The organism is Actinomadura vinacea, from assembly GCF_039532545.1.
Lineage (GTDB): Bacteria > Actinomycetota > Actinomycetes > Streptosporangiales > Streptosporangiaceae > Spirillospora > Spirillospora vinacea.
This window is the reverse complement of record NZ_BAAARW010000022.1, coordinates 41,254-64,983: the sequence shown is the minus strand read 5'-3', so window position 1 is coordinate 64,983 and position 23,730 is coordinate 41,254. Positions and strand designations below refer to the sequence as shown.

22 protein-coding genes and 2 pseudogenes are annotated in these 23,730 nt (G+C 69.4%); 4 read left to right on the top strand and 20 right to left on the bottom strand.

Going from position 1 to position 23,730, the window contains the following annotated elements; genetic code table 11:
* Nucleotides 1–99 precede the first annotated feature (99 nt).
* Complete coding sequence (locus ABD340_RS30130) at nt 100–2,769, top strand: HAD-IC family P-type ATPase (protein WP_344593497.1); 2,670 nt, start codon at nt 100–102, stop codon at nt 2,767–2,769.
* 136 nt (nt 2,770–2,905) lie between these two features.
* Here ABD340_RS30130 and ABD340_RS30125 read toward each other — a convergent pair whose 3' ends face one another.
* The 8 genes from ABD340_RS30125 to ABD340_RS30090 form a co-directional block, all read right to left on the bottom strand.
* A complete protein-coding gene (locus tag ABD340_RS30125) occupies nt 2,906–3,781 on the bottom strand; it encodes a universal stress protein (protein ID WP_344593495.1) in 876 nt (291 codons plus the stop codon).
* A gap of 209 nt (nt 3,782–3,990) precedes the next feature.
* Entirely contained in the window at nt 3,991–4,494 is a 504-nt protein-coding gene (locus ABD340_RS30120; protein WP_344593493.1) for a hydrogenase maturation protease, read from the bottom strand.
* A complete protein-coding gene (locus ABD340_RS30115; RefSeq protein ID WP_344593492.1) occupies nt 4,491–5,789 on the bottom strand; it encodes a Ni/Fe hydrogenase subunit alpha in 1,299 nt (432 codons plus the stop codon). Before ABD340_RS30115 ends, ABD340_RS30120 begins: the two co-directional genes overlap by 4 nt.
* Entirely contained in the window at nt 5,773–6,570 is a 798-nt protein-coding gene (locus tag ABD340_RS30110; RefSeq protein ID WP_344593490.1) for an NADH-quinone oxidoreductase subunit B family protein, read from the bottom strand. The genes ABD340_RS30115 and ABD340_RS30110 overlap by 17 nt, the downstream gene beginning before the upstream one ends.
* 27 nt (nt 6,571–6,597) lie before the next feature.
* Nucleotides 6,598–7,398: an FAD/NAD(P)-binding protein gene (locus tag ABD340_RS30105; protein ID WP_344593489.1), complete on the bottom strand. Its 801-nt coding sequence runs from the start codon at nt 7,396–7,398 to the stop codon at nt 6,598–6,600.
* Nucleotides 7,399–7,416: 18 nt separating this feature from the next.
* Complete coding sequence (locus tag ABD340_RS30100) at nt 7,417–7,869, bottom strand: universal stress protein (RefSeq protein ID WP_344593488.1); 453 nt, start codon at nt 7,867–7,869, stop codon at nt 7,417–7,419.
* Nucleotides 7,870–7,963: 94 nt separating this feature from the next.
* Complete coding sequence (locus tag ABD340_RS30095; protein WP_344593487.1) at nt 7,964–9,088, bottom strand: 4Fe-4S dicluster domain-containing protein; 1,125 nt, start codon at nt 9,086–9,088, stop codon at nt 7,964–7,966.
* Between the two features lie 214 nt (nt 9,089–9,302).
* Nucleotides 9,303–10,154: a universal stress protein gene (locus ABD340_RS30090; RefSeq protein WP_344593486.1), complete on the bottom strand. Its 852-nt coding sequence runs from the start codon at nt 10,152–10,154 to the stop codon at nt 9,303–9,305.
* Between the two features lie 320 nt (nt 10,155–10,474).
* Here ABD340_RS30090 and ABD340_RS30085 point away from each other — a divergent pair, with 320 nt between their 5' ends.
* Nucleotides 10,475–11,818, top strand: coding sequence for a nicotinate phosphoribosyltransferase (locus ABD340_RS30085; protein ID WP_344593485.1), 1,344 nt, complete (start codon nt 10,475–10,477; stop codon nt 11,816–11,818).
* A 94-nt stretch (nt 11,819–11,912) separates the two neighbouring features.
* On the opposite strand, the gene nhaA is transcribed toward ABD340_RS30085, so the two are convergent.
* The 3 genes from nhaA to ABD340_RS30070 form a co-directional block, all read right to left on the bottom strand.
* Entirely contained in the window at nt 11,913–13,187 is a 1,275-nt protein-coding gene (gene nhaA, locus ABD340_RS30080) for a Na+/H+ antiporter NhaA (protein WP_425547476.1), read from the bottom strand.
* A gap of 294 nt (nt 13,188–13,481) precedes the next feature.
* Nucleotides 13,482–14,288, bottom strand: coding sequence for an ABC transporter permease subunit (locus ABD340_RS30075; RefSeq protein WP_344593482.1), 807 nt, complete (start codon nt 14,286–14,288; stop codon nt 13,482–13,484).
* The gene (locus ABD340_RS30070; RefSeq protein ID WP_344593480.1) at nt 14,285–14,503 is read right to left on the bottom strand and encodes an acyl-CoA-like ligand-binding transcription factor; all 219 of its coding nucleotides are present in this window, start codon (nt 14,501–14,503) and stop codon (nt 14,285–14,287) included. The genes ABD340_RS30075 and ABD340_RS30070 overlap by 4 nt, the downstream gene beginning before the upstream one ends.
* 740 nt (nt 14,504–15,243) lie before the next feature.
* Here ABD340_RS30070 and ABD340_RS30065 point away from each other — a divergent pair.
* Nucleotides 15,244–15,453: a 3,4-dihydroxy-2-butanone-4-phosphate synthase gene (locus tag ABD340_RS30065; protein WP_344593479.1), complete on the top strand. Its 210-nt coding sequence runs from the start codon at nt 15,244–15,246 to the stop codon at nt 15,451–15,453.
* Between the two features lie 138 nt (nt 15,454–15,591).
* On the opposite strand, the gene ABD340_RS30060 is transcribed toward ABD340_RS30065, so the two are convergent.
* The 9 genes and pseudogenes from ABD340_RS30060 to ABD340_RS30030 all read right to left on the bottom strand — a co-directional run bounded on the left by ABD340_RS30060 (nt 15,592) and on the right by ABD340_RS30030 (nt 22,712).
* Nucleotides 15,592–17,001 (bottom strand): vWA domain-containing protein, encoded by a 1,410-nt coding sequence (locus tag ABD340_RS30060; RefSeq protein WP_344593478.1) that lies wholly within the window; start codon nt 16,999–17,001, stop codon nt 15,592–15,594.
* Nucleotides 16,998–18,155: a hypothetical protein gene (locus ABD340_RS30055; RefSeq protein ID WP_344593476.1), complete on the bottom strand. Its 1,158-nt coding sequence runs from the start codon at nt 18,153–18,155 to the stop codon at nt 16,998–17,000. The genes ABD340_RS30060 and ABD340_RS30055 overlap by 4 nt, the downstream gene beginning before the upstream one ends.
* Before the next feature lie 50 nt (nt 18,156–18,205).
* Nucleotides 18,206–18,490 (bottom strand): hypothetical protein, encoded by a 285-nt coding sequence (locus ABD340_RS30050; protein ID WP_344593475.1) that lies wholly within the window; start codon nt 18,488–18,490, stop codon nt 18,206–18,208.
* Between the two features lie 449 nt (nt 18,491–18,939).
* Nucleotides 18,940–19,206, bottom strand: a complete 267-nt coding sequence (locus ABD340_RS48125) for an alpha/beta hydrolase fold domain-containing protein (protein WP_425547471.1) — start codon at nt 19,204–19,206, stop codon at nt 18,940–18,942.
* Nucleotides 19,207–19,248: 42 nt separating this feature from the next.
* Nucleotides 19,249–19,346, bottom strand: a pseudogene (locus tag ABD340_RS48120) (alpha/beta hydrolase fold domain-containing protein); the annotation flags it as partial.
* A 282-nt stretch (nt 19,347–19,628) separates the two neighbouring features.
* Nucleotides 19,629–20,273: a TetR/AcrR family transcriptional regulator gene (locus ABD340_RS30045; RefSeq protein WP_344593474.1), complete on the bottom strand. Its 645-nt coding sequence runs from the start codon at nt 20,271–20,273 to the stop codon at nt 19,629–19,631.
* 136 nt (nt 20,274–20,409) lie between these two features.
* Nucleotides 20,410–20,976 carry a nuclear transport factor 2 family protein gene (locus tag ABD340_RS30040; RefSeq protein WP_344593473.1) on the bottom strand — a complete coding sequence of 189 codons (567 nt, stop codon included), beginning with the start codon at nt 20,974–20,976 and terminating at the stop codon, nt 20,410–20,412.
* A gap of 10 nt (nt 20,977–20,986) precedes the next feature.
* Nucleotides 20,987–21,961: a TIGR03621 family F420-dependent LLM class oxidoreductase gene (locus ABD340_RS30035; protein WP_344593471.1), complete on the bottom strand. Its 975-nt coding sequence runs from the start codon at nt 21,959–21,961 to the stop codon at nt 20,987–20,989.
* Nucleotide 21,962: 1 nt separating this feature from the next.
* Nucleotides 21,963–22,712, bottom strand: coding sequence for an SDR family NAD(P)-dependent oxidoreductase (locus ABD340_RS30030; protein ID WP_344593469.1), 750 nt, complete (start codon nt 22,710–22,712; stop codon nt 21,963–21,965).
* A gap of 155 nt (nt 22,713–22,867) precedes the next feature.
* Between ABD340_RS30030 and ABD340_RS30025 the strand changes: the two are divergent.
* A pseudogene (locus ABD340_RS30025) lies at nt 22,868–23,703 on the top strand (TauD/TfdA dioxygenase family protein).
* Nucleotides 23,704–23,730 lie beyond the last annotated feature (27 nt).

Below are 23,730 nucleotides of genomic sequence, written 5' to 3'. Positions count from 1 at the left end.
GCGTTCAGGACACGACCGGATAAATCGCCGACCGAGCAGCCGGCGCACGTGGGACTTTCGTCCCTGCAATGCCCGGTACGCGCGAGCGAGGCTGGGAGCGTGAACACGACGACCGTCACCGGCCCGCCGCACCAGTGCACTTATGCCCAGGCCGCTTGGGACCTGGGCACCGATCCCGACCTGGGCGTCTCCTCCGGCGAGGCCGCCGCGCGGTTGGCGCGCCACGGTCCCAACGTGCTGCCGGAGGCCCGGCGGCGCGGGCCGGTGGCACGGTTCCTGCTGCAGTTCCACAGCCCGCTGATCTACGTGCTGCTGGTGTCGGCGGTCATCACCGGCGCACTGGGCGAGCATGTGGACGCCGCCGTCATCCTGGGCGTGGTGATCGTGAACGCGGTCGTCGGGTTCGTCCAGGAGGCACGGGCCGAACGGGCGCTGGCCGCACTGGCCGCGATGACCCGCACGGTCGCCACCGCCGTCCGCGACGGGCGGCCCGCGCGCCTGCCCTCGGAGGAACTGGTGCGCGGCGACCTGGTGCTGCTGGAGGCCGGCGACAGGATCCCCGCCGATCTGCGGCTGGTGCGCACCCGCGAACTCAAGGTGGACGAGTCGGCGCTGACCGGCGAGTCCGCCCCCGTCGCCAAGACCCCGGAGGCGCTGGGCGAGGCGATCCTGGCCGACCGCCGCAACATGGCCCACTCGGGCACGTTCGTCACCTACGGGCGGGGCGCGGGTCTGGTCACGGCGACCGGCGCCGGCACCGAGATCGGGCTCGTGCACCGGCTGGTGGGCTCGGCGACATCCGTGCAGACCCCGCTCACCCGCAAGATCGCCCGTTTCAGCCGGGTGGTGACCGTGGCCATCCTGGCCCTGGCGGCCCTGACGTTCGGGGTCGGGGTGCTGCGCGGGCAGCCCGTCTCGGACATGCTGACCGCCGCGGTGGCCCTGGCCGTGGGCGCCATCCCCGAGGGCCTGCCCGCCGTGGTGACGATCACCCTGGCGTTCGGGGTGGCCCGGATGGTGCGGCGCAACGCCATCGTCCGGCGCCTGCCCGCGGTGGAGACGCTCGGCAGCACCACCGTCATCTGCACGGACAAGACCGGGACGCTGACCCGCAACCAGATGACCGTCACCGGCATCGCCGCCGGCGGCCGCCTCTACGAGGTGACCGGGACCGGCTACGCGCCCCACGGCGAGATCCGCTCCGCCGGCCGGCCCGTCGCCCCGGCCGGGCACCCGGCCCTGCGCGAATGCCTGCTGGCGGGGCTGGCCTGCAACGACGCCCGCATCACCGAGGACGGGGACCACTGGGACCTGGTCGGCGACCCCACCGAGGGCGCCCTGGTCGTCAGCGCCGCCAAGGCAGGGTTCGACCGGGCACCCGGACGCCTCGACACGATCACGTTCAGCTCCGAGCGGCAGTACATGGCCACCCTGCACGAGGACGGCTTGATCTACGCCAAGGGCTCGCTGGAACGCATTCTGGCGATGTCCGACGGCCGGCTCGGAGCGGACGGCGGCATCGAGCCCCTCGACGCGGGGGCCATCACCGAGATCGCCCACGCCTACGGCCGGCAGGCGCTGCGCGTGCTCGCCCTCGCCCGCGCCGAAGCCGATCCCGCGGCCGACCGCCTCACCGAGCCGCCCCGCCTGGTCTTCCTCGGCCTGCTGGCCATGCACGACCCGCCCCGAGAGGAGGCCGCCCGGGCCGTCCGCGCCTGCCGGACCGCCGGGATCCAGGTCAAGATGATCACCGGGGACCACGCCGCCACCGCCCGCGCCATCGGCGAGCGGATCGGGCTGGAGGGCGAGGTCATGACCGGCGCCGACCTGGCCGCCGCCCCGGACGGCGAGCTGCCCGCCGCCGTCGAGCGCACCGCCGTGTTCGCCCGCGTCTCCCCCGCCCAGAAGCTGCGCCTGGTCCAGGCGCTCCAGGCCCGCTCCCACGTCATCGCCATGACGGGGGACGGCGTGAACGACGCGCCCGCCCTCAAGCAGGCCGACATCGGCGTGGCGATGGGACGCGACGGCACCGAGGTCGCCAAGGAGTCCGCCGACATGATCCTCACCGACGACGACTTCGCCTCCATCGAGGCCGCCGTCGAGGAGGGCCGCGGCGTCTTCGACAACCTGGTCAAGTTCATCGTGTGGGCGCTGCCCGCCAACATCAGCCTCGGCCTGGTGCTGGTGGCGGCGATCCTGGCCGGCGGCGAGCTGCCGATCATGCCGGTCCAGGTCCTGTGGCTGAACATGACCGCCGTGCTGGTCCTCGGGCTGCCGTTCGCCGTCGAGCCCCGCGACGAGGACATCATGCGGCGCCCGCCCCGCGACCCCGCCCTCCCGCTCATCACCGGTCGGCTGACCGCCCGCATCCTCCTGGTCTCTGTGATCCTGCTCGCGGGCGCGTTCGGCCTCTTCCACTGGGAGCAGACCCACGACGCCTCCCTGGCCGAGGCCCGCACCATCGTGGTCAACGTCTTCGCGATGACGCTGCTGGCCTACCTGTTCAACTGCCTGTCGCTGGAACGCCCGATGCTGTGGCACGGCATCCGCCGCAACCCGTGGGTCGGCGCAGGCGCCCTCGCCCTCATCGCCATCCAGGCCCTCTACACCTACGTCCCGGCGATGAACGGCCTGTTCCGCTCCGCCCCGCTCGGCCTCGGCGCCTGGGTACACATCGCCGCGGTGGCCGCCCTCGCCTACGCCCTGGTCGAACTAACCAAACGAGCGGCGCGGCCGTCCCCGAGCCCACGTCAGGACCTTCGGCCCTGACGTGTGACGGCGGGCAGCCCAGACGTCTCCAGGAAGGCGGCCCTCGTCTCGGCACCGACCCGGATGGAGCAGACACGGTGAGGCAGCGGTGTCGCCTGGGCGACGCCGCTGTCCCGCGCCGGGCGACGTGCGCCCGCTACGTCCCGGTGGACCGTTCGGGCGCGTGGACCACCGCCACCGGGCAGAGCGCGTGATGGATCAACGCGTAACCGACCGATCCGAGCAGGAGCCCGCGGATGCCGCCCATGCCGCGCGAGCCCACGACGAGCAGGCGGGCACCGGACGACGCGCGTATCAGAACCTCCCGGGGAGCGCCCGTCACGACCTGGGTCTGGACGTCGACGTCCGGGTAGCGCTCGCGCCAGGGGCTCAGGAGCCGCTCCAGCCGCGTCCCGGCGGCTTCGCGGAGGCCTTCGGCATCCACCAGCGGCGGCAGTTCGCCCGGTCGTGCACCCTCCCAGGCGACCATGGCGGTCAGCGGGGCGCCGTGCATGTCGGCTTCGGTCAACGCCAGCGCCAGGGCGTCGTGGGAGGCGGGAGAGCCGTCCACGCCGACCACTACACGGCCCGGCTGCTGCTCGGGCGCGGGCTCGGGTTCGCCGCGGACGACCACCACGGGGCACGCGGCATGCGCGGCCAGGTGAGCGCCGACGGACCCTAGCATGAGCCCGGCGAACCCGCCCCGGCCGTGCGAACCGACCACGATGAGATCGACCTGAGGGCTCACCTCGATGAGCCTGGCCGCCGGCGATCCTCCTTCCAGGAGGGACCTCATCTCGAGATCAGGTGCCGCCTTGCGGACATGTTCGACGCCGCCGTCCAGGGTCTCCTGGGCCACCCTGCGCAGATCCACGACGAGCGGGACCATCGATCCGCCGCCGTAGGGCTCCCACACATGGACCACGGTGAGCGGGACCCCGCGGGCACCGGCCTCGACGGCCGCCCAGTCCAGAGCCCGGCCCCCGGCCTCGGAACCGTCGTAACCGACGACCACACCACCGATCCTGTTCATGCCCCCACCTCCAGATGTCCGGATCGCTCCCCTTCAGCCTTGTGTGCGGTGAAGTCCCGTATCAGGGGGCTTCCGTCCACGACCGCAGTGACCTTCGACCCCAAGGGCACCGCTGGAGACGTTCCGATGGTGAAAGTAGAGAGTGAGGGCACGGAGGTGCGCGATGAACATCTGCTCATTCCTCCCGCACGTCCCTCCGGCGTCACGCCTCATGTGTCGGCCCCGCTGCGATCGGCGGAGCCGCGCGGGGCGAGCAGCGTCTCGATGCGCCGGGCGACGCCTTTGGCGGCCTCCTCCACCTGAGGGGTCAGCCCGGGGCCGAGACCGAAGTCGAGGCCCTCGATCGCGTGGACGCGCAGTCGGCGGGGCATGCGGTCGACGGCCCGTCCCAGGTCGACCGCATGCTCCAGTCCGAGCGCGTGGCTGCTGGCCGCCGGGCCGCTCCCCTCCTGGATCAGCGTTTGCCTGCCCGTTTCTTCCATGTCCATCTCGTGGACGCGGCCGGGATGTGGCGGATCGGCGCGTACGGCGTCGATGACGATGGCAAGGGGTGCTCCGCTCCACAGCTCGATGAGGCGGGCGGGTTCGCCATCGGTCACCGCCAGGGTCGCCGGGACCTTGCCGCGCAACGCCTCGACCACGGCGGGACCGGCGCCGTCATCCCGCCGGAAGGTGTTGCCCACGCCGATGACGACGACATCCTCGGTGATCATGTCCGCTCCACGGTCAGGTCGAGGAAGTGGGTGGAGCAGGAGATGCACGGGTCGTAGTTGCGAATGGCCTGTTCGCACTGGCGTGCCAGGCTGTCGTCGTCCAGATGGAGGCGTCCTCCGACGAAGCGCGCCAGATCGTCCTCGATCGCGTTCTGGTTCTGGGACGTGGGCGGGACGATGCGGGCCGAGGTGATCAGGCCGTTCCCGTCGAGTGCGTAGCGGTGGAACAGGACGCCGCGCGGAGCCTCGCTCACGCCGTGCCCGGTGCCCTCGCGCGGCGGCACCGGCACCGACGGCTTCCCGGGCGGTTCGTAGGAGTCGATCAGCCGGAGCGCCTCGTCGATCGCGTAGACGATCTCGACGGCGCGCACCAGGATGCTCTGGAACGGGTTGCGGCATTCGGCTCCCAGCCCCGCCTGTTCGGCGGCCTCCAGCGCCAGCGGCGACAACCGGTCATGGTTAAGGGAATAGCGCGCCATCGGCCCGGTCAGGTACCGGCCGCCGCCATCGGTGAAGCGGGCGTGCAATGCCGTCGAGTGGGGAACCTGCTCCTCGGTGATGTGCCGCTCGAAGGCGTCCGCCGGGAAGGACCGCCCGGCGCTGCTTTGCAGGACCCCTCGCTCGATGGGGTATCGGTCGGCCGACAACGCCAGGTGCTCGTGATCATGGGTGAAATCGGGGAAGTCGAATTCCGCCGCCCACGCGACGGTGGCCAGGGCATCGTCGAGAGCCCGGCGCAGCGGCTCGGCGAGCGGTGCCAGTTCGCCGGGGGCGGGGACGCGGAAGAAACCGCCGACCCGGACGTTCACCGGGTGGATGGAGCGCCCCCCGATCGTTTCCATCAGGGCGTTGCCGGCCTTCTTCAGCCGCAGCCCGCGCTGGACGAGGTCCCGGTGGTCGCGGGCCATCTCGACCGCGCCCGGGTAGCCGAGGAAGTCGGGCGCGTGCAGCAGGTAGACGTGCAGGGCATGGCTCTCGATCCACTCGCCGCAGTACAGCAACCGCCGCAACTCGTTCAGGCGCCCGTCCAGGGTGACGCCGCAGGCGGCCTCCACGGCCTGGCAGGCGCTCGTCTGGTAGGCGACCGGGCAGATCCCGCAGATCCGGGCGGTGATGTCGGGAGGCTCGGTGTGAGCCCGTCCCCGCAGGAATGCCTCGAAGAACCGGGGCGGCTCGTAGATGTTCAGCCGCACCTCTTCGACCTGCGAGTCCCGGACCCGGACGTACATCGCCCCCTCGCCCTCCACCCGGGCGAGTGCCCCGACGGTGAGGCTGCGGTCATGCCGATGGGTCATCTTCGGACTCCCCGTCCTCGGCGCCTTCGTTGAACGCGGCGACGTTGAAAGTGGACAGCACCCGGTGGGTCTCGTCCTCGGTCATCTCGAGCCAGGGCAGCAGTCCACGCATGTTGGGGCGCACCCCGCTCCAGTTCGGTGAGGGCCCGAAGCAGCCGTAGCAGCCGCGCCCATAGGCCGGGCAGATCGCTCCGCAACCGGCGTGGGTCACGGGTCCCAGACAGGGCGTTCCCTTGGCGACCATGACGCACACATTGCCGCGCCGCTTGCACTCGAAGCAGACACTGTGACCTGGAATGTCGGGCTTGCGGCCGATCAGAAAGGCGGTCAGCACCTCCAGCAACTGCCGCCGGTCGATCGGACACCCCTGCAGCTCGAAGTCGACCTTCACGTGCGCGGCGATCGGCGTCGACCGGTCGAGTGTCGCGATGTACTCGGGCCGGGCGTACACCACCGAGGCGAACTCGCGCACGTCGGCGAAGTTGCGCAGCGCCTGGACGCCGCCGGCGGTCGCGCAGGCCCCGATGGTCACCAGCGTCCGGGAGATCTCCCTGACCTTCCGTATCCGGTCGAGATCCTCCGGAGTCGTGATCGAGCCCTCCACCAGCGACACGTCGTAAGGGCCACCCGTCACACCGCTGGATGCCTCCAAGAAGTGCGCGATCTCGACCTCGCCGGCCAGCTCCAGCAGCTCGTCCTCACAGTTCAGCAGGGTGAGCTGGCAGCCATCGCACGATGCGAACTTCCACACGGCCAGCTTCGGCTTCTCCACGTTCTTCATGGCACCTCCCCCAATGGCCTCGAACACCTAAAGCTCTCGTACGGCCATCAGCGGGACGGCACTCTCGTACGGGACGACCGGGCCGTCGCGGCACAGCAGCAGCGGGCCGAGCTGGCAGTGACCGCACCACGCGACGCCGCACTGCATGTTGCGCTCCAGCGAGACCCGCACGTCGGCGGCCGCTATCCCCCGCGCGACCAGCGCCTCAGCCGTGAAACGCATCATGACCTCCGGACCGCAGACGAAGGCGGCGGCGCCCGCCGGACCGGCCTCGACCCGGTCGGCCAGCGCGGTGATCAGGCCGACATGCCCGGACCAGCGGAAGTCGGCGCGGTCCACCGTGACCTCGACGCGGGCGCCGAGCGAACGCCACCGATCGAGCTCGGCCGTGTAGAGCAGGTCCTCGGGGCTCCGGGCGCCGATCAGCACCGTGATCCGCCCGTAGGAGTCCCGGTCCGCCAGCGCGTGCAGCACGGCGGGCCGCAGCGGCGCCAGGCCGATACCGCCCGCCGCGAACACCACATCGCGCCCTCGCGCCTCCTCGATGCCCCAGGCCGTCCCGAACGGCCCGCGCAGGCCGATCACCCCGCCCATCTCAGTGGCGCACAGGGCCCGGGTGACCGCCCCGACCCCCCGGACCGTCTGCTCGATCCCGGGCAGGACACCGCTCACGGAAATGGGCACGTCCCCGACCCCGAAGGCGTACATCATCGTGAACTGGCCGGGCCTGGGCCGCGCGATCGGCGCGGCGACAGGCTCCAGCCCCAACGTGACGGTGTCGGCCGTGTCCACCCGCCGGGCCGCCACCCGGTACGGAACGGGAGTCATCGCGCCCACCATCGCTCCTCAGCCGGCCTCTCGGGAAAGAACACGCCGCCGATGGGGTACCACCGCTACCGGGCAGCGGGCGCGATGGAGCATCGCGTGGCCGACCGAGCCCGGCAAAAGGCCGGCCGGCCCGCCCGCACCGTGGCTCCCCACCACGACCATGACCGCCCGCCCGGACTCCCTGATCAGAACGTCGGCGGGCTCGCCACCGGCCTGCCCGCCGGAAACCTCAACCTCCGGAGCCGCGGTTCTGGCCCGCCCCAGCGCCCGCTCCACGATCTCCTCGCCGCCGTCGTACATCCACCCCCCGATCGCCGCGATCCGCGGGTTCGACGGGACGTCGAACAGCCAGGGAACGACCACGTGCACGACGCGCAGCGAAGCACTCCTGCGCACGGCCTCCGCGGCCGCCCACCCGACCGCGGCCGGACCGCACTCAGAGCCGTCGGCCCCCACGACGATCTCGCTCATGCCCACGACGCCAGCCTCCGTCCCAGCCCAGGGCCGGGGTCCTTGGTCCCGGACCGGAACACGATGGGCCTCGCCCCCAGGTGAGTGGGACTGCTCATGCGCCGCCGCCCGAGCTCTCCCGTTCCGCGTGAAATACGGCCGCCTCGGCGGTGATGTCTATGCCGACCGGGCACCACACGATGCAACGGCCGCAGCCCACGCAGCCCGAGGAACCGAACTGGTCGTACCAGGTGCCGAGCTTGTGGGTCATCCACTGCCGGTACCGGCTGCTCGGCGAGGCCCGCACGCTCCCGCCGTGCAGGTGGGAGAAGTCGAGATCGAAGCAGGACTCCCAGCGCTGCAACCGTTCGGCGTGATCACCGGTCAGGTCGGTGACGTCCTCGGTCGTGGTGCAGAAGCACGTCGGACACACCATCGTGCAGTTGCCGCACGACAGGCAGCGCTGCGCGACCTCGTCCCAGTGCGGGGAGTCGAGGGCGTCCTTCATCAGGTCGTGCAGGTCGGCGGCGGGCATCTCACGCCCCATGTGATCGGCGGCCTCCGCGACCTCCGCGTGCGCCCGTTCCCGGACGTCCTTTCCCGCGGTCTCGCACGGAACCCCTTCCAGCAGCCGCTCCCCCGCGTCCGAACCGGACTCGGCCAGGAACCGCACGGAACCGCCCCCGTCCACCAGCTCGGTGAGCACCACGTCATAGCCGGGACCCGCCCGCGGACCCGTGCCCATGGACGCGCAGAAGCAGGTCTCCCCCGGCTCGGTGCAATTGACCGACACGATGAAGACCTGCTCGCGGCGCCTCCGGTAGGCGGTATCTGCGTGCTCGCCCCCCATCAGAACCCGGTCCTGGACCAGGATCGCCCGAAGATCACACGGACGCACTCCGAGGAACGCATACCGGGGCGCCTCCTCGGACCGGTCATCGATCTCGAACCCGTCCTCGGTCCGGTCGGCCTGCCACAACCGCACCCTCGGCGCGAGCAGATAGGGCTTCCACGACTGCGGACCCGCCGAGTGCCCGAAAGCCGCACGATCATCCCGCCGCCGCAACCGGTAACCGCCCGGGGCGAGCGTGACACCCCACCCGTACGGAAGATCATCGGACGACCGCAGCTCGTCCAGCATGATCGCCTCGTCTCGGACGGTCGGCCCGACCACGGTGTACCCACCAGCCCGCAGCGCCTCGAAGAGCCCGCGCACGTCCGCCAGCAGCACACCAGGCATGATCGTCAACCCACCTTCCGCTCCAGAACTCTGCTTCCCATCCCACGACCTCTGACACGGCCTTGACCAGGGCCTTTGGGCCCGACCTCCCCGCTCCGCCAGGAACGGCCAGACCCTGTTCCCACAGCGGTGGAGCGGCATAACGGTCGAGCTCCGGGGCTTTCGTCCCTGCCACGACGCCGTCCCGAAGGCGATACCGGCCGCGGAACGGGGCTCAACTCCGCCTGGGCGAATGGGTGACGGCCACGGTGCAGGGCGAGTGCTGCAACAGCGCCGTACTGGTCGCCCCCAGCAGCAACGGACCCACCGTGCCGGTGCCCCGGTCACCCACGACGACCAGATCGGCCCTCTCGGCGGCATGCAGCAGGGCCGTCCGCGGACCCTCCAAGACCAAGGAGGTATCGACCTCGACCCGCGAGTACTTGTGCTGCCACGCTGCGACGGCGCGTTGCAGCGTCGCACCGCACGACCGCGTCAGCTCCTCTTCATCGGCGAACAACGCGAGGTCGGACCCGGCGACCGCACCCGGCTCCCAGCAACCGTAGACCGCCTCCAGCCGCCACCCCCTCAGTGCCGCCTCCTCGAAGGCGAACGCCAGCGCCGCGTCGCTCCCCGCGGAACCGTCGACGCCCACCACGATCCGGCCGTGCGCGGGCTCAGGCCGACGCACGACCATCACCGGCAGGCGAGCGCGCCCGGGCAGTTGCAGGACAGTGGACCCGATCAAGGGTGACCCCTGTTCATGCGAGCCGATCACGATCAGCTCCGCCTCGTACGACTCGTGCATCAAGGCCGCATAGGCCGGACCGTCCGCCAGCCGCTGCCGGACGCGCAGCGACGGCGCCAGATCCCGAGCCTGGTTCACCCCATGCTCCAGCACATGCAGGCCCATCCGCTTCACGATCTCTTCGAGATCGCTGTCGACGTGGCTGATCGGATAAGGCCAGCGCCAGCAGTGGCACACCACCAGCTCGCTACGCCGCAACCGGGCCTCCTCCACCGCCCACCGCAGCGCGTGCTCGCTCTCCTTCGTCCCGTCATAGCCGACCAGCACGCTCGGATACATGGCCCCTCCTCTCCTCACAGAGCGGCGACACATAGCAGGGCTTCGGCGCACGCCGCCCGGCTCCTGCGCGGTGTCATCACTCAAAGGCGCTCTTGATCCCAGGTTCAGGCCGCCACGGCGCGGCAGGTAGAGGCGAACGTCCCGGCCATCACGAGTAGAAGACAGGGGGGATGATCTGGGGCAGGGACCAAAGCCCCTGGTCCCATACGTCCTCCTGGACGACGGTGGAGGAGTGCTGGCGAAAGCTGGAGGAAGCCGCCCCGGCACGCAATGCGTCAAAGGCGTCTCAGGCAAGAACACGATGGCAAGGAACGAGCACGATGACCGGTGGACTGCTCACCGACCTGTACGAGCTCACCATGGCGGCGAGCTACCTGCGCCGCGGCATGACCGGCCCGGCCACGTTCAGCCTGTTCGTCCGTGACCTGCCGCCCGATCGCGGCTATCTCGTCGCCTGCGGGCTGGAGGACTGCCTGACCTTCATGGAGAGCTACCGATTCGCCAAGAAAGAACTAGATTACCTCCGCGAGGAACAGCGCTTTGACCCGGCGACGCTACGGGCACTGGAGAAGCTGCGGTTCACCGGCGACGTCTCGGCCGTTCCGGAAGGTCGGGTGGTGTTCTCTGGAGAGCCCCTGCTGGAGGTGACCGCCCCGATCGCCGAAGCACAACTGGTCGAGACGGCTCTGCTCAACCACCTCACCTTCCAAACCGCCGTCGCCACCAAGGCCGCCCGGTGTGCGCGGGCAGCGGGTGCGGCACGGGTCATCGACTTCTCCTTCCGCCGGACCCAGGGCATCGACGCCGGTCTGGCCGTCGCCAGGGCCTCCTACATCGCCGGTTTCGCCGGCACCAGCAATGTCGAGGCCGCCCGCCGCCACGGCATACCGGCCGTGGGCACCATGGCCCACTCCTTCGTCGAGGCGTTCCCCGACGAGGAGGCGGCCTTCGAAGCGTTCACCGCCGACTTCCCCGACCGCACGACGCTGCTGGTCGACACCTACGACACCCTCGGCGGCGTCCGTACCGCGATCCGCACCGCTCTCCGAGCCGACGGGCCCGGCTCCCTCACCGGGATCCGACTCGACTCAGGAGATCTGGGCGCCCTGTCCGTTCAGGCCCGCCACCTGCTGGACGAGGCGGACATGTCCAGCACCCGCATCGTGGCCAGCGGCGGGCTGGACGAGTACAGCATCGCCGAACTCACCGCCGCTGGGGCGCCGATCGACGTCTACGGCGTCGGCACCAAGATGGGCGTATCCGCCGACGCGCCTTCTCTGGACAGTGCCTACAAGCTGGTGGCCTTCGCGGACCGACCTGTCATGAAACTCTCCACCGGCAAGGCCACCGCCCCCGGCGCCAAACAGGTGTACCGCGGGACGGAAGGCGACGTCATCGCGCTGCGAGACGAACCCGCGCCAGGCGGCAGCCGCCCCCTGCTCGTCCCTGTGATGCGCAACGGCCGCCGGGTCTCTCCAGCCGAGCCCCTCACCAGGTCCCGGGACCGATGCGCCGCCGACATCAACACCCTGCCCGCCCGCGTCACACGGCTCCGCCGTCCGGAAACAGGCGCCGTAGCGCTCAGCCCGCGGCTAGAGCAGACCCGCGACGAGCTCCGCGCGGAACTGCTCTCTCGGGTTCACCGGCTTCGCTCGCACGCGTAATCGAACGCCTGCCCCAACCGGCGAGGAAGAACGACGCGGCCCTGATCCCCTGGGTCGCCGTGACGATGACCGCAGGGCCGTGTCGGCGTGGCGGTCAGCGGTCCTGGTAGATATCGGGAATGCCATCTTGGTCGAGGTCGAGGGTCTCGGCCTCGTGGATGCGGCGGTAGACGCGGTTGCGGACGCGCAGCACCAGCGTGGCCAGGGCGGTGGCGGTGATGGAGGCGGTCAGTACGGCGATCTTCACGTGGTCGTCGGTGACGGAGTCGGTGCCGAAGGCCAGTTCGCCGATCAGGAGGGAGACGGTGAAGCCGATTCCGGCCAGCAGGCCCAGGCCCAGGACGTCGGTCCAGGCGAGTTCCTCGTCGAGGTCGGCGTGGGTGAAGCGCGCCACGAACCAGGTCGCGGCCATGATGCCCAATGGTTTCCCGAGCACCAGGCCGGCGAGCACTCCGATCGCGATCGGGTCACTGAGGGCGGAGGTCAGGCCGTGAAGGCCGCCGAGTGGCACTCCGGCCGCCAGGAGGGCGAAGACGGGTACGGCGACCGCGGCTGACAGCGGGCGGAGGCGGTGCTCGAAGTGTTCGGCCAAGCCGGGGCCGGCGTCGGGGCCTCCGGCCTTGTCACTGCGGACGACGGGGACGGTGAAGGCGAGCAGCACGCCCGCGACGGTGGCGTGCACCCCGGATGCGTGCACGAGGGTCCAGGTGGCGGTGGCCAAGGGGAGCAACAGCCACCAGCTGCGCACCCGGCGCTGCACGAGGAGGGCGAACAGACCGAGCGGGATGAGAGCGCCCAGCAGAGCCGGGAGCGACAGGTGGTCGGTGTAGAAGAGCGCGATGATCACGATGGCGATGAGGTCGTCCACCACCGCCAGTGTCAGCAGGAAGGTGCGCAGGGCGGTGGGCAGGAACCGCCCGATCACCGCGAGGACCGCCAGGGCGAAGGCGATGTCGGTGGCGGTGGGGATCGCCCAGCCCTGCGATGCGCCCGGTCTGCCCCAGGTCAGTGTGAGGTAGATCAGCGCGGGAAGGATCACGCCGCCCACCGCCGCCAGCACCGGCACCAGGGCCCGCCGCACGTCGCGCAGATCGCCGGCGACGAACTCGCGTTTGAGTTCCAGGCCCGCCACGAAGAAGAAGATCGCCAACAGCCCGTCGGCTGCCCAGGTGCCCAGGGAAAGGTCCAGGTGCAGTTCCGCCGGGCCAACGGTGTGGTCGCGAATGGACTCGTACAGGTCCGACCATGGCGAGTTCGCCCAGATGAGAGCGGCGACCGCGGCAGACACCAGCAGGACGCCGCCGACCGTCTCCTGCCGCAGGATGTGGCCGATGCGCTTGGCTTCGGGCCAGGAGCCGCGGCTGAACAGGGCCTTGCTGCGGGCGACCGGGCGGTTGCCGGGTGAGGTATGGCGGCTGGGACGAGTCACCGGGCCCCTTTGAGAAATCGACGCATTACGGACTTCGCCGACCAGGCTTCCCGGCACACCTGAATGCCAGCCTAACAACTCGAGGCGGGTGCTCTTGTGTCCGGGCACTGTCTGAGCGGCCAGGATGCCGCGCGGACTGACGGCTCGGCGCGTTGCCGGCTTCGCTCAAGCGATCGTGGATAGGGGGCGTGGGCCCGGCACGGGCGTGCCGGGCCCAGGTTCAGCCGGCGAAGTTCAGCGGGCTAGGTCGCGGTGGTTCAGCCGCCAAGCGCCGACGGCGATCAATACGGCCGCGACGGCGGCCAGCGCGGCGGCATCGGTGGGGCGTAGGCCGTTCTGGAGAGGCTCGCCGCCGATGTAGTAGTGGAATGGGGTGAGCCGGCGTAGCCAGTCGGCGCCGACCTGGGGGGCGAAGCCGTGCAGGGCGTAGGTGGCGACGCCGAGGCCGGCGGTGATACCGAACACGGTGGGACGGCTTTTGCCGGTGGCGGCGCCGATGCCGGTGGCCAGCGCGCCGAAGAGGATCGCCAGCAACGCCAGGTTGACGGCCTGGGCCGTGAAGCCGCCGATGGTGACGGTGCCGAGTTCGGCGGCGTCGCGGATCGCGAGCATGGCGGCCCAGACGACGGTGGCGATGGCGATCGCGCCGGTGCTCAAGGCGGCGAAACGGTGCAGTAGCAGCCGAGTGCGGCCGACGGGGTGGGCCAGGAGGAGGTCCAAGTAGCCCGATTCCTCGTCGGCGGAGATCATCCGGGCTCCGGTGGCGGCGCCGTAGAAGGTGGCCAGGAGTGGCACCAGTAGGCCGAAGACGGCGCCTTGGAGGTATCCGGCAGCGGAGGAGGCGTCGTCGAGGCCGAAGCCGCGCATCGCTTCGGGGACCGATGCCATGGAATCGGCCGAGATCTGCGGGTAGAAGCTGCCGTACATCAGGGCCAGCAGGCCGGTGGCGAGTGCCCAGACGGTGAAGACTCGCCGGTTGTCGTACACGTCCACCGCAGTCGTGCGACCGTAGCGCCTGGTCAGGGCATTTGTCTCGATCATTTGATGATCACCTCTAGGGCCTCGGCCATCAGGCTCCGCAGGTCTTCCCGGCCTCCGCCGTCCGCTGAGCGGGTGACTGCGGCGGTGGCGGCGGCCAGGCAGGCGCCGGCGGCGACCTGCACCTCGAAGGGGTCTTCGTCCGCCAGGGCCGAGACGATAACCTGCTGGGTGGCGTACTGGCTCTCCCACAGCCGGGATCGGAGCGCGGGGGTCACACAGGAAGGCCGCTCAGACATCACGGACATGGCCGACAGCAGGACTGCGGCGAGCAGTCCCCCGGCCGCTCGCCATCCGGTGTATGTCGGGAACTCATCCAGGCCTCGATACCGACAACCGTGCGGCGCTCGTCCGAACCGGACCGTCCTGGGAACACCTGCTCGGCGACAACCGGCCTAAGCTGCCCGCCAACATTCGGTCACCGAGAGTGATGCCAGGCACCACCTTCGGGTGACCGCATTCCAAGTGGGAGGAAGACGATCTCCCAGATTCCTCCCACCACGGACCTCCTCCACGCGCAACCCCAGCGGTAGGGGGACGAGAGAGACGGCGGCGGCAAGCTCGCCCGTGCGATCACCTCACACCAGGACCGGACGGGTACGCCTTGGAGCCATCGGCAAGGGAGCTGGTGGAACCTATGACCTCTTCGACAGGTCCGAATAGATGCAAGAGGTCTGCTCTCCACGAGAGCAGACCTCTGACCTGGGGTTATGTGGGCGATACTGGGTTCGAACCAGTGACCTCTTCGGTGTGAACACCGTTCGATACTCCCAGCACCCAGCACGAACCGACGTGCTCCCAGCTCAGAGCAACTTCTTCGCTCCAGCACAGAGCACTTCAGAGAAGATCAAGTCTCCTCTGGCCTCCCAGAATTCACAGTCCCACTCCTCACCAACACCCTCACGCACAGTCACCAGCAGTCGAGTTCTAGAAACGTGCGAACAGGCCCAACAAGCCGATGGTGGCCCGCAACCAGGACGCCCGCAGCACCGCCTACACGGTCACGGTCGACGCAAGGACGGTCGACGCAAGGACGGTCGTGACGACCGGCATCAGCGCCACCGACCGCGCCCACACGCTACGGCCTCGCGGATTCTTCAGCCACCGTCGCGGATTTCCTCCGTCACGGGCACATGCCGCCTTACACGCGCGAGCACCGGAGCCTTGACCGACTCTCCCGCGGGGCGGAGCTCGACACCGGTCCACCCGGCAACGTTCACGTCCTGCACCGTGAGCGACTCGGCGGGCTCATCCACGAGTAAGCGCAGGTGGCATGAAGTGACAGAATTCCCGGTGCCCACACCTCTCAGGACTTCAAGACGACGTGTTCGATCCGCTGGGCGCCGCGTTCCAGCACATCCTTCGGCAGAGAGTCCTTCATCGCCTCCATGAAGTGGAAAGTCAGGACTGCGGTGCACAGGGAGGCCCTGTTCTTCGGCTGGATGCACAGGATCGCCGGGTTGTGGGGGCCAGGCCGGTTCACCGCGAGGACGACCTCTATCGTCCCGGAGACGCGCATGTGGTTTCCGAGGCCGGGTTCACGCGACAGGGCGGCTTTGAACCGCGGATCCCCCGTCGTGATGTGCTCCGGGTTGGACGGCCAGATGGCGGCGGCGACCGTTCCGCACTGCGCAGCGACATGGGCGGTCTCCCGGGCGGCCTTGCTCGGGAAGAGGTAACAGGAGGCGTGTGGGTCTTCGACGGTGAGGGCTACCTGGCTCATCTGGTCGGGGTCGGTGAAATCTGGCCCCTCCGGGTATCTCTTCATGACTCTTGCGCCGATGTGGTGCTCCTCGCTCCGGTCGGCGGGCGGTCCGCTGGTGCACACCGCGTTTCCGGACTCTGCGATGAAGCGGGAGACGCCCGTGCCGGACGGGTGATGCGGAACCTCGTACACCGCGGCCTCGGACGGCAACTTCACGCCCTCAGGCAGTCGGACGCTCGACGGCCGCGATGTCTTGTTCCAGCCGCGCCCCTCGTGGCGCAGCGTGCACGGCCGCGTGGTGACGGTCTGGGCCGGGAGGGCGATCCGCCTGGGGTCGGTGGAGCTCGGGACGGTGTACTTGGTCAGCGTCGCGGCCAGTTCGGCGCCGTCCCGGGCGAAGTCCGGTGGGCGGTACCCGGCCGTCGCGGCGATCCGGCCGAGCACGGTCTGGCCCGCGGCGGGGACCTTGTAACCGACGAACCGCAGGTCGATGTCCACGCCGGCGGCCCTGGCGCGGCTCTTGACGCTGCGGCCCAGTGCCGCCGGGTCGCCAGTGCAGGCATCGGTTCCGTGCCCGGTCACCACGATGATGCGGTTGCCCTCGCTGCCCCGGAACGGGAGCCTGCCGGAGAAGTCGTCGATCGCCGCCAGGAGCCCGCTGCCCAGCGTCGCCCTTCCCCGTGTGGTCAGCGCTCGGGCCGCCGCGCCGATCTTCTCGCGGTTCCCCGTCCCGCTGTCCACCAGAGAGCGGGTGTTGTCCCCATTGCCGCACTCGCCGCCGAACCGGCGCAGCGCCAGCGCGTCGCGATCGCTTGCGTTCTGTGCGGCCGAGGCGACCGAACGACGCACCGCCTGGAAATCGGCCTGGTCCGTGACCGACGCGTCGATCAGGAAGGTCGTCCGATGTGCCGGGATCGACCTGACGACATAGACGGCCACGCCCATCGCGACCGACAGGAGCGCGGCCACGGCCAGCACCCACAGCAGCCTCCGTCGACGCCAAGCTGTCATGACCGGCCTCCCGGCGCCGTGGCCCGCAAAGTGTCCAGTGCCTTCTTCAGCTCGTCTGCCTGTTGGTTGTAGGTCACGACCGCGGTGCGGTAGGCGGCGAACTCGCCGTCCCGGGACCCGCCGTCCCGGCTGGCCTCCAGCAAGGCCCGCCCGCTTTCGACCACCCGACGTTGCTGGGAGGAAAGTCGTCTCGCCTTGGCGTGGACGTCGCGTGCCTGGGGCGTGCGGGCCCGGTCCTTGAGGGCCCCCAGCGTCGCCCCGACGTCCACCGAGCCAGCCCGTTCAAGCCGGTCCCCGGCGGCGTCCAGCCGGCCGTCCTCGATGGCGGTCCGGGCTGCCTCCACCTGGCCCACTGCCGGGTTCAGCACGTCGGTGACCTTCTTCGCCTCCTGCAGGACCGGCTGGGTGTTGGTGAACCATTCCAGGGCGGCGGCCAGCCGGGCCGGATCGGCGGCGAACACCGGGGCGTCACCGCGGATCCCCGCGGAGATCTGCCTGAGCCGCTCCCGCTCGGCCGCGGGCACCTGGTATCCGATCACCTTGAAGTCCACCTTCAGACCGGCCGACTCGATCCGGCGGGCGATCTCCCGCTGGACGGTCGCGGGATCCTCCTCGCACGCGTCGGTACCGTGCCGTGTGATCACGATGATGCGGTTGATCCGCGTGGCCCGCTGGTCGGCGCCCCACGCCAGCCGCTTGGAGAAGTCGTTCACCGCCTCGCCGATCCCGCGTACCATCGTCGGCCGCCCTTCCCCGCGCACCTGGCCGACGGTCCGGGAGATCTGCTCGCGGTTGCCGGTACCGAACCCCACCAGTTGCCTGGTGTTGCCCTCGGCACCGCACTCTCCGCCGAAGCCGCGCAATGCCAGCGCGTCATCGTCGGCCGCGTTGCCGACCGCCTTGCGAAGGGACTCGGCGACCTCGGCCGGACCGCCCGAGGCCAAGCTCGTGTCGATGAGGAACTGGGTCTTGTACGCCGGCGCGAACATCGGCCGCACCCACTTCACCAGCACCCATCCGCCGCCGGCCAACAGCGCCAGCACCAGAACCACGAGCAGCGGGGTACGGACACCGGGAGGTACGGCGAGGGTGAACAAGCGCATGTCGCGGCCCGCCTGATAGACGCGCGCCTGGTCGGACGCCTGACCTTCCATCCGTACCGATGGACGTTCCGCGTCAGGCTCCGACGATCGCGGCGCGGTGCTCACTTCTCATTGATCGTCTGGTCGCGACCGGCCTGGTACACCCGGCCTTCACCGGACGCCTCGGCATTCATCTCTACCCTTGCCGGATCCTCCGACGAACCTCTCTTGTCACCGGCGACGATTCCGTAGATCGCCAGAATCAACCCGGCGATCCCCAGCGCCGCACCGACCCATCCCAGGGTGTCGCCCATCCGGAATCCGACCTGCCCCCAGTACACCGCCAGCCCGAGCAGGGAGGCGATCAAGATCCCGGCGCCCGAAAGAATGCAGAGACGAGAATTCATATCGACATTGTCGCCCGTACGGTCGCCCCCCGTACCGCGCGACAACCAAAGCGGTGACCGGAGAACTGACCAGAAACGGCCACTGCTAACACTTTTGATCACGCCTGTCCTGGTTCCGTTTACCGGTGATGAGCTCCGAGACATCAGCGGCAGCGCGCTAGCGCAGATGGGTGACGCCACTGCCCTGCAGAGCGGGGGCCGGGCCCTCCAGGGCGGCGTTGTCCAGAGCACTGAGCAGGGCCCCCCGCCGAGGAACGCCGACCCAAGGTCGCCTCAGGCCTCGCCGGACAGGCCGAGCGCGAGCACATGGAGGGCGATGGCGCCGGCGGCGGCCCGCAGGCGACCTGGGCCTTTGGTTTCCCGCGTCACCGGGCAAACGGCCCTCAAGCGATACGGCTCCCAGCGTCAGACTGTCCGTCGGGCGCCATTGGCACCAAATTTCCACGACGTCACAAGCGGCCACCGTCCCTCACTTTCACGCCGGAACTGGCGTCCGCAGCGATATCAAGAACTGTCCGAAAAACACAGGGCCCCTCACCCTCGGCCATCGTTAGTTCGAAGAACTCACTCGAGGGGAAATCCTTAAACCCGTGGCCCAACGAGGGATAAATGAGCACCTGGCCGGCCAGCGACACCTCGTCTCGAAGCCGGAGGGTGACCGCCGCCGCGAAGTTTCCGCCAGCGCTCTCTCCGACGACGACGTTCGACGGTGGCACCCCGAACCTGGAGGGTGTTGGCGATCGCCCAACGGGTCACAGCCTCGCAGTCGTCCAGTCCCCGCAGGGAAAGGATGTTCGGGTGCAAGGCGGTACTCGACCGATACGATGACCGCTCTCGAGGTGTCGGCGATCTCGCGCCATAGGCCTACCCTCTCCACGGTAGATACGTATGGGGATCCCGGCGGCGACTTCGTCGTCGACGTGCGCGAGTTCCCTGGTGACCGGGAACGGCGACTCCGTGGGGCGGGCGAGTTCTAAAATGTCCTTGAGTGGAACGCGCCGGGCGTTGGTCTTCAGCCAGTCCGCCCCCCAGGGATCGAGCATGCTTTCGTGTGCCACTTCGCCTCCTTGCGTAAGGCGTCGACGGCCGGGTATGCGGTCGGGGGCCGGTAACTCGAAGTCGATAAGGATGGCTCCGGTTACGTGTCGGCTGTATCTTGCTCCGACCCGTGAACCGCGGGTCCAGGGCGTGGTTCATCGCCGTCGGGGGGTTCGACTTGGTCTAGGAAGCGCTCGAAGAATTCGATCGTCTCCGCCAGGGAGGTCTCCATTCCCATGGAGCGCTCAAGGACGACCATCCGGGGAATGCTCGTGACGAGGAAGACCAGCACGTCCGCGGAGACCGGCGCTCCCGCGAACGTGTAGGTCTTGGCCAGTCGGGACACGGCGTCCAGTGCGAGTTCTCGTGCCTGTTCCCCGGCCTGCGCTATCTCGGCCCGGATCTTCTTTCGGTGGTTGGCGACGGCCGTGAGTTCGGCGGTCAGGGCGGCCGCGTTCTTGTTGTTCGCGTAGTTCCAGATGGCGCGCAGGGGACGATCGGTCTTCAGCCCTTGCGTCAGTTGCCGCAGGGTCCGCTCCGAGCGGTCCCGGACCAGGGCCGCGAACAGGTCGTCGAAGGTGGGGAAGTAGTACTGGACGAGCGGGCCGGTCACCCCTGCCTTGGCGCCCAGGGTGCGGTAGGAGATGGCCGCGTACCCCTCCTCGATCAGGAGCTGCTCGGTGGAGTCGAGGATCAGGGCACGGGTCTTGGACTTCTCCGTGCCGACCCGGCGGGTTGTTGCCATCTGCTGCCTCTCACGACGGGAAACGGCCGGGCGCCCGGCGTGGTCCCTTTCCGTCGTGACATGGTAGGCGCTGCCCGGTCAATGGAGCGCACCCCGCACCGGTGCCCGCCCGCTGGGGCCGCCCGGGCTGATCGTCTCACCATCTTTCAACAGGGGTTTTGTCCAGGGTGAGGGGCCGTGCGTACGAGGGATCGGTCCTGTCCCAGGTGCCCTTGATAAAGCCGGTGAAGGCACCTGAGGTAAGGAGCGACGTGTCGCCCTGCATCGTCCATTCGAGGGTGCATCGGCGTAGCGCGATCTTCCATACGCCGTCGCGCCGCTCGACGCGGTCGAGGTAGCGCCCGCCGAAGAGGAAAACGCTCTTGCCGTCGCGGGCGCGCATGGCACCGATGACGTAGCTCTCGCAGTGCGCTTCGTCGCCGTCGATCTCGCAGGTGTGCGTCGTGACGTTGTGCAGGTGGTCGACGAAGACCGACGCGTGGGCCTGATTGGACTGCTCCCCGTATTCGGGGCCGACCGTGACGGACGGGCCGTGCTCATCGATTGCGTCCGGGTGATAGACGCTCGCCATCAGTTCGATGTCGTGACGGTCGTGGCCGCGCGACTGGTTCATGACGCAGTCGAGAATCGCGAGGCGGTCGGTGACGTACCGGAGCTCGCGGCGAAGCTCCTTGAGTTCCTCTTCCACGGACATGGCGGTCATTGCCCCTTTGCTATTGGCCGGTCAGTTTGGCGACGACGGGAGCGAATTCGTCGAGTTGCTTGCGTGGAACGGTGATGTAGTTCACCCCCGTGGTCTCGCGGCGCTCCCGCAGCCGGTCGGTGATCTGCTGGAGTGACCCGGCCAGCACGTTCGGATGGTTCTTCAGCAGTTCCGGCCGCGCCTCGGGGAGGGCGTCGCGGAGCGCGGCGGACCAGCGGTCAACGGTGCCGTCGACGTCGTCGGTGACGGCGAGCAGGTAGGGCGAGCTCTCCAGCTCCAGGTCAGCGAACCGCGCACCGGCGGCGTCGCGGACCAAGGCGTAGCGACGCTGCGCCTCTTCCATCGGCGTCAGCCCAGCGTCGTTCCGAGGGGTCCACCCGACGTTCGCCATGCTGACGATGTCGGCCTCACGCGCGGCGAGGGAGAGGACCCGCTTCTTGGAGCCGCCGATGAGGATGCGCGGACGGGGGCGTTGAACGGGGAGCGGCAGCCCGGCGTAGCCGGTGACCTTGACGTGCTCGCCGTCGATGTCCATCGGCTCGCCCGACCAGTGCGCCTTCACCATTGAGACGACTTCCTCGAGTTTCGAGACACGCCGAGGGGCCTCGTGGAACGGGACGCCCATGGCCTCGTACTCGCCCTGATTGGTGCCGGCGCCGATACCGAACTCCAGGCGGCCGTCGGACAACAGGTCGATCGTCGCGGCTTCTTTCGCCAGCGCGGCAGGTACGTGGTAGTCGATGCAGAAGACGCGGCAGCCGATGCGGAGTGTCGACGTCCACGCTGCGGCGGCGGCCATCGCGGCGATGGGCGCCAGGTGTTGCGGGCGCAGCAGGGTCCGGGCGCTGACAGGCCCGGGGCCGATGTAGTGGTCGGCGAGGAAGAGGGTCGAGTAGCCGCGATCCTCCACCCGGCGGGCGAGGTCACGCCACTCCCCCGCGGACTTCGCCGTGGTCGTCTGGACGGCGAATCGGAAGGGGCGCACGTCAGCCACAGACGTAGCCCCCGTCCACCGGAAGGGCCACTCCAGTGACGAATGACGACTCATCGCTGGCGAGGAAGAGCGCGGCCGCCGCCAGTTCGCTGGACAGTCCCCATCGCTTCATCGGCTGATGGGGCATGACCGCGTCGGCGGGCGGTTCCGGGTGCTGTTCGGCGTCCGGGACCAATCCGGTCCAGGTCATGCCGGGGCAGACGGCGTTGACCCGAACCCCCTGGTCGGCGTAGTCGAGCGCCACCGCCTTGGTCATCTGGATGACACCGCCCTTGGACGCGCCGTACAGCGCGTTCTTGCGCCATCCGACCAGCCCGGCGGCCGACGCGGTGTTGATCACCGAGCCGCCGCCGGTGCGGAGCATCACCGGGATGCCGTGCTTCATCCCGAAGAACACACCTTTGAGGTTCACACCCAGGACCAGGTCGAACGCTTCCTCGGTCTGCTCGGTGACGAGCCGTTTCGGACCGCCGATGCCGGCGTTGTTGAGAAGGATGTCGAGCCCGCCGAAACGGTCCTGCGCCATGGCGACCATCCCCTCCACCTCGGCTTCGACGGAGACGTCGACGTGCAGGGCGACCGCGGCCGCGCCGATCGCGGCCGCGGTCTTCTCCTCATCGCCGCTGATGTCGGCGCAGACCACCTCCGCCCCTTCCGCGGCGAACAGTTCGGCACTCGCGCATCCGATGCCCGAACCGGCACCCGTGACGATCGCGACCTTGCCCTCGAGACGACCTGCCATGACGTCCTTCCCTTCCACGGATGCGACCCGCCGCGGTGGCCGACCCACGACGACACTCCGGCTGTGCGGCGCAAGTAGGAGGCGGACGCAACTCGCACTCGTGTTTTACGAACGTATAATATCGGCGACTGTACCCCGTCGAGTGGGAGGAAGCCATGTCCATCAAGGTCACCCCGTTGACGCCGCATATCGGCGCGGAGATCAGCGGACTCACCGGCCCAGAACTCGCGAACAGGAAAGCGGCCGACGACTGCCGGGCGGCACTGGATCAGCACGGCGTCATCGTGTTCCGGGAGATCGACATCGATGACGGCGATCTCGTCGCCTTCAGCCGCCTGCTGGGCGAGGTGGTCGTACCGAAGTCAACGACCCCGGCGAACACCCCGAGATCGCCAAGATCACCCTCGACCCCGACAAGAGCATCCTGGCCGGCTACCGCCGGGGGAACTTCCTGTGGCACATCGACGGCGCCACCGATGAACTGCCGCAAAAGGGGACGTTGCTCACCGCCCGCGACGTCGACCCCGCCGGTGGCGACACCGAGTTCGCCAACACCTACGCCGCCTACGACGCGTTCTCCGACCAGGAGAAGGCCGAGATCGCCGGCCTGCGGGTCGTCCACAGCTTCGCCGCCGCCCAGCGCATCGCCTACCCAGACGCCACCGACATGCAACGAGCCGAGTGGGAGAAGGTGCCCACGAGGGTGCACCCGCTGGTGTGGACGCGACGGAACGGACGCAAGTCCCTTCTGATCGGGGCGACCGCCGACACGATCGTCGAAAGGCCTCGCGACCGTAGCCGGGAGCTGCTCGACCGCCTGCTCACCTGGGCGACCCAGCCGCAGTTCTCCCTGCGGCACCAATGGCGCCGGGGCGACCTGGTGCACTGGGACAACACCGGGATGCTGCACCGCGCGCTGCCGTTCGAACCGACCTCACGCCGCTTGATGCACCGCACCACGCTGGTCGGACAAGAGTTCGTCAACGCCTGACACGGCGACGGACCGCACCGAGATCGG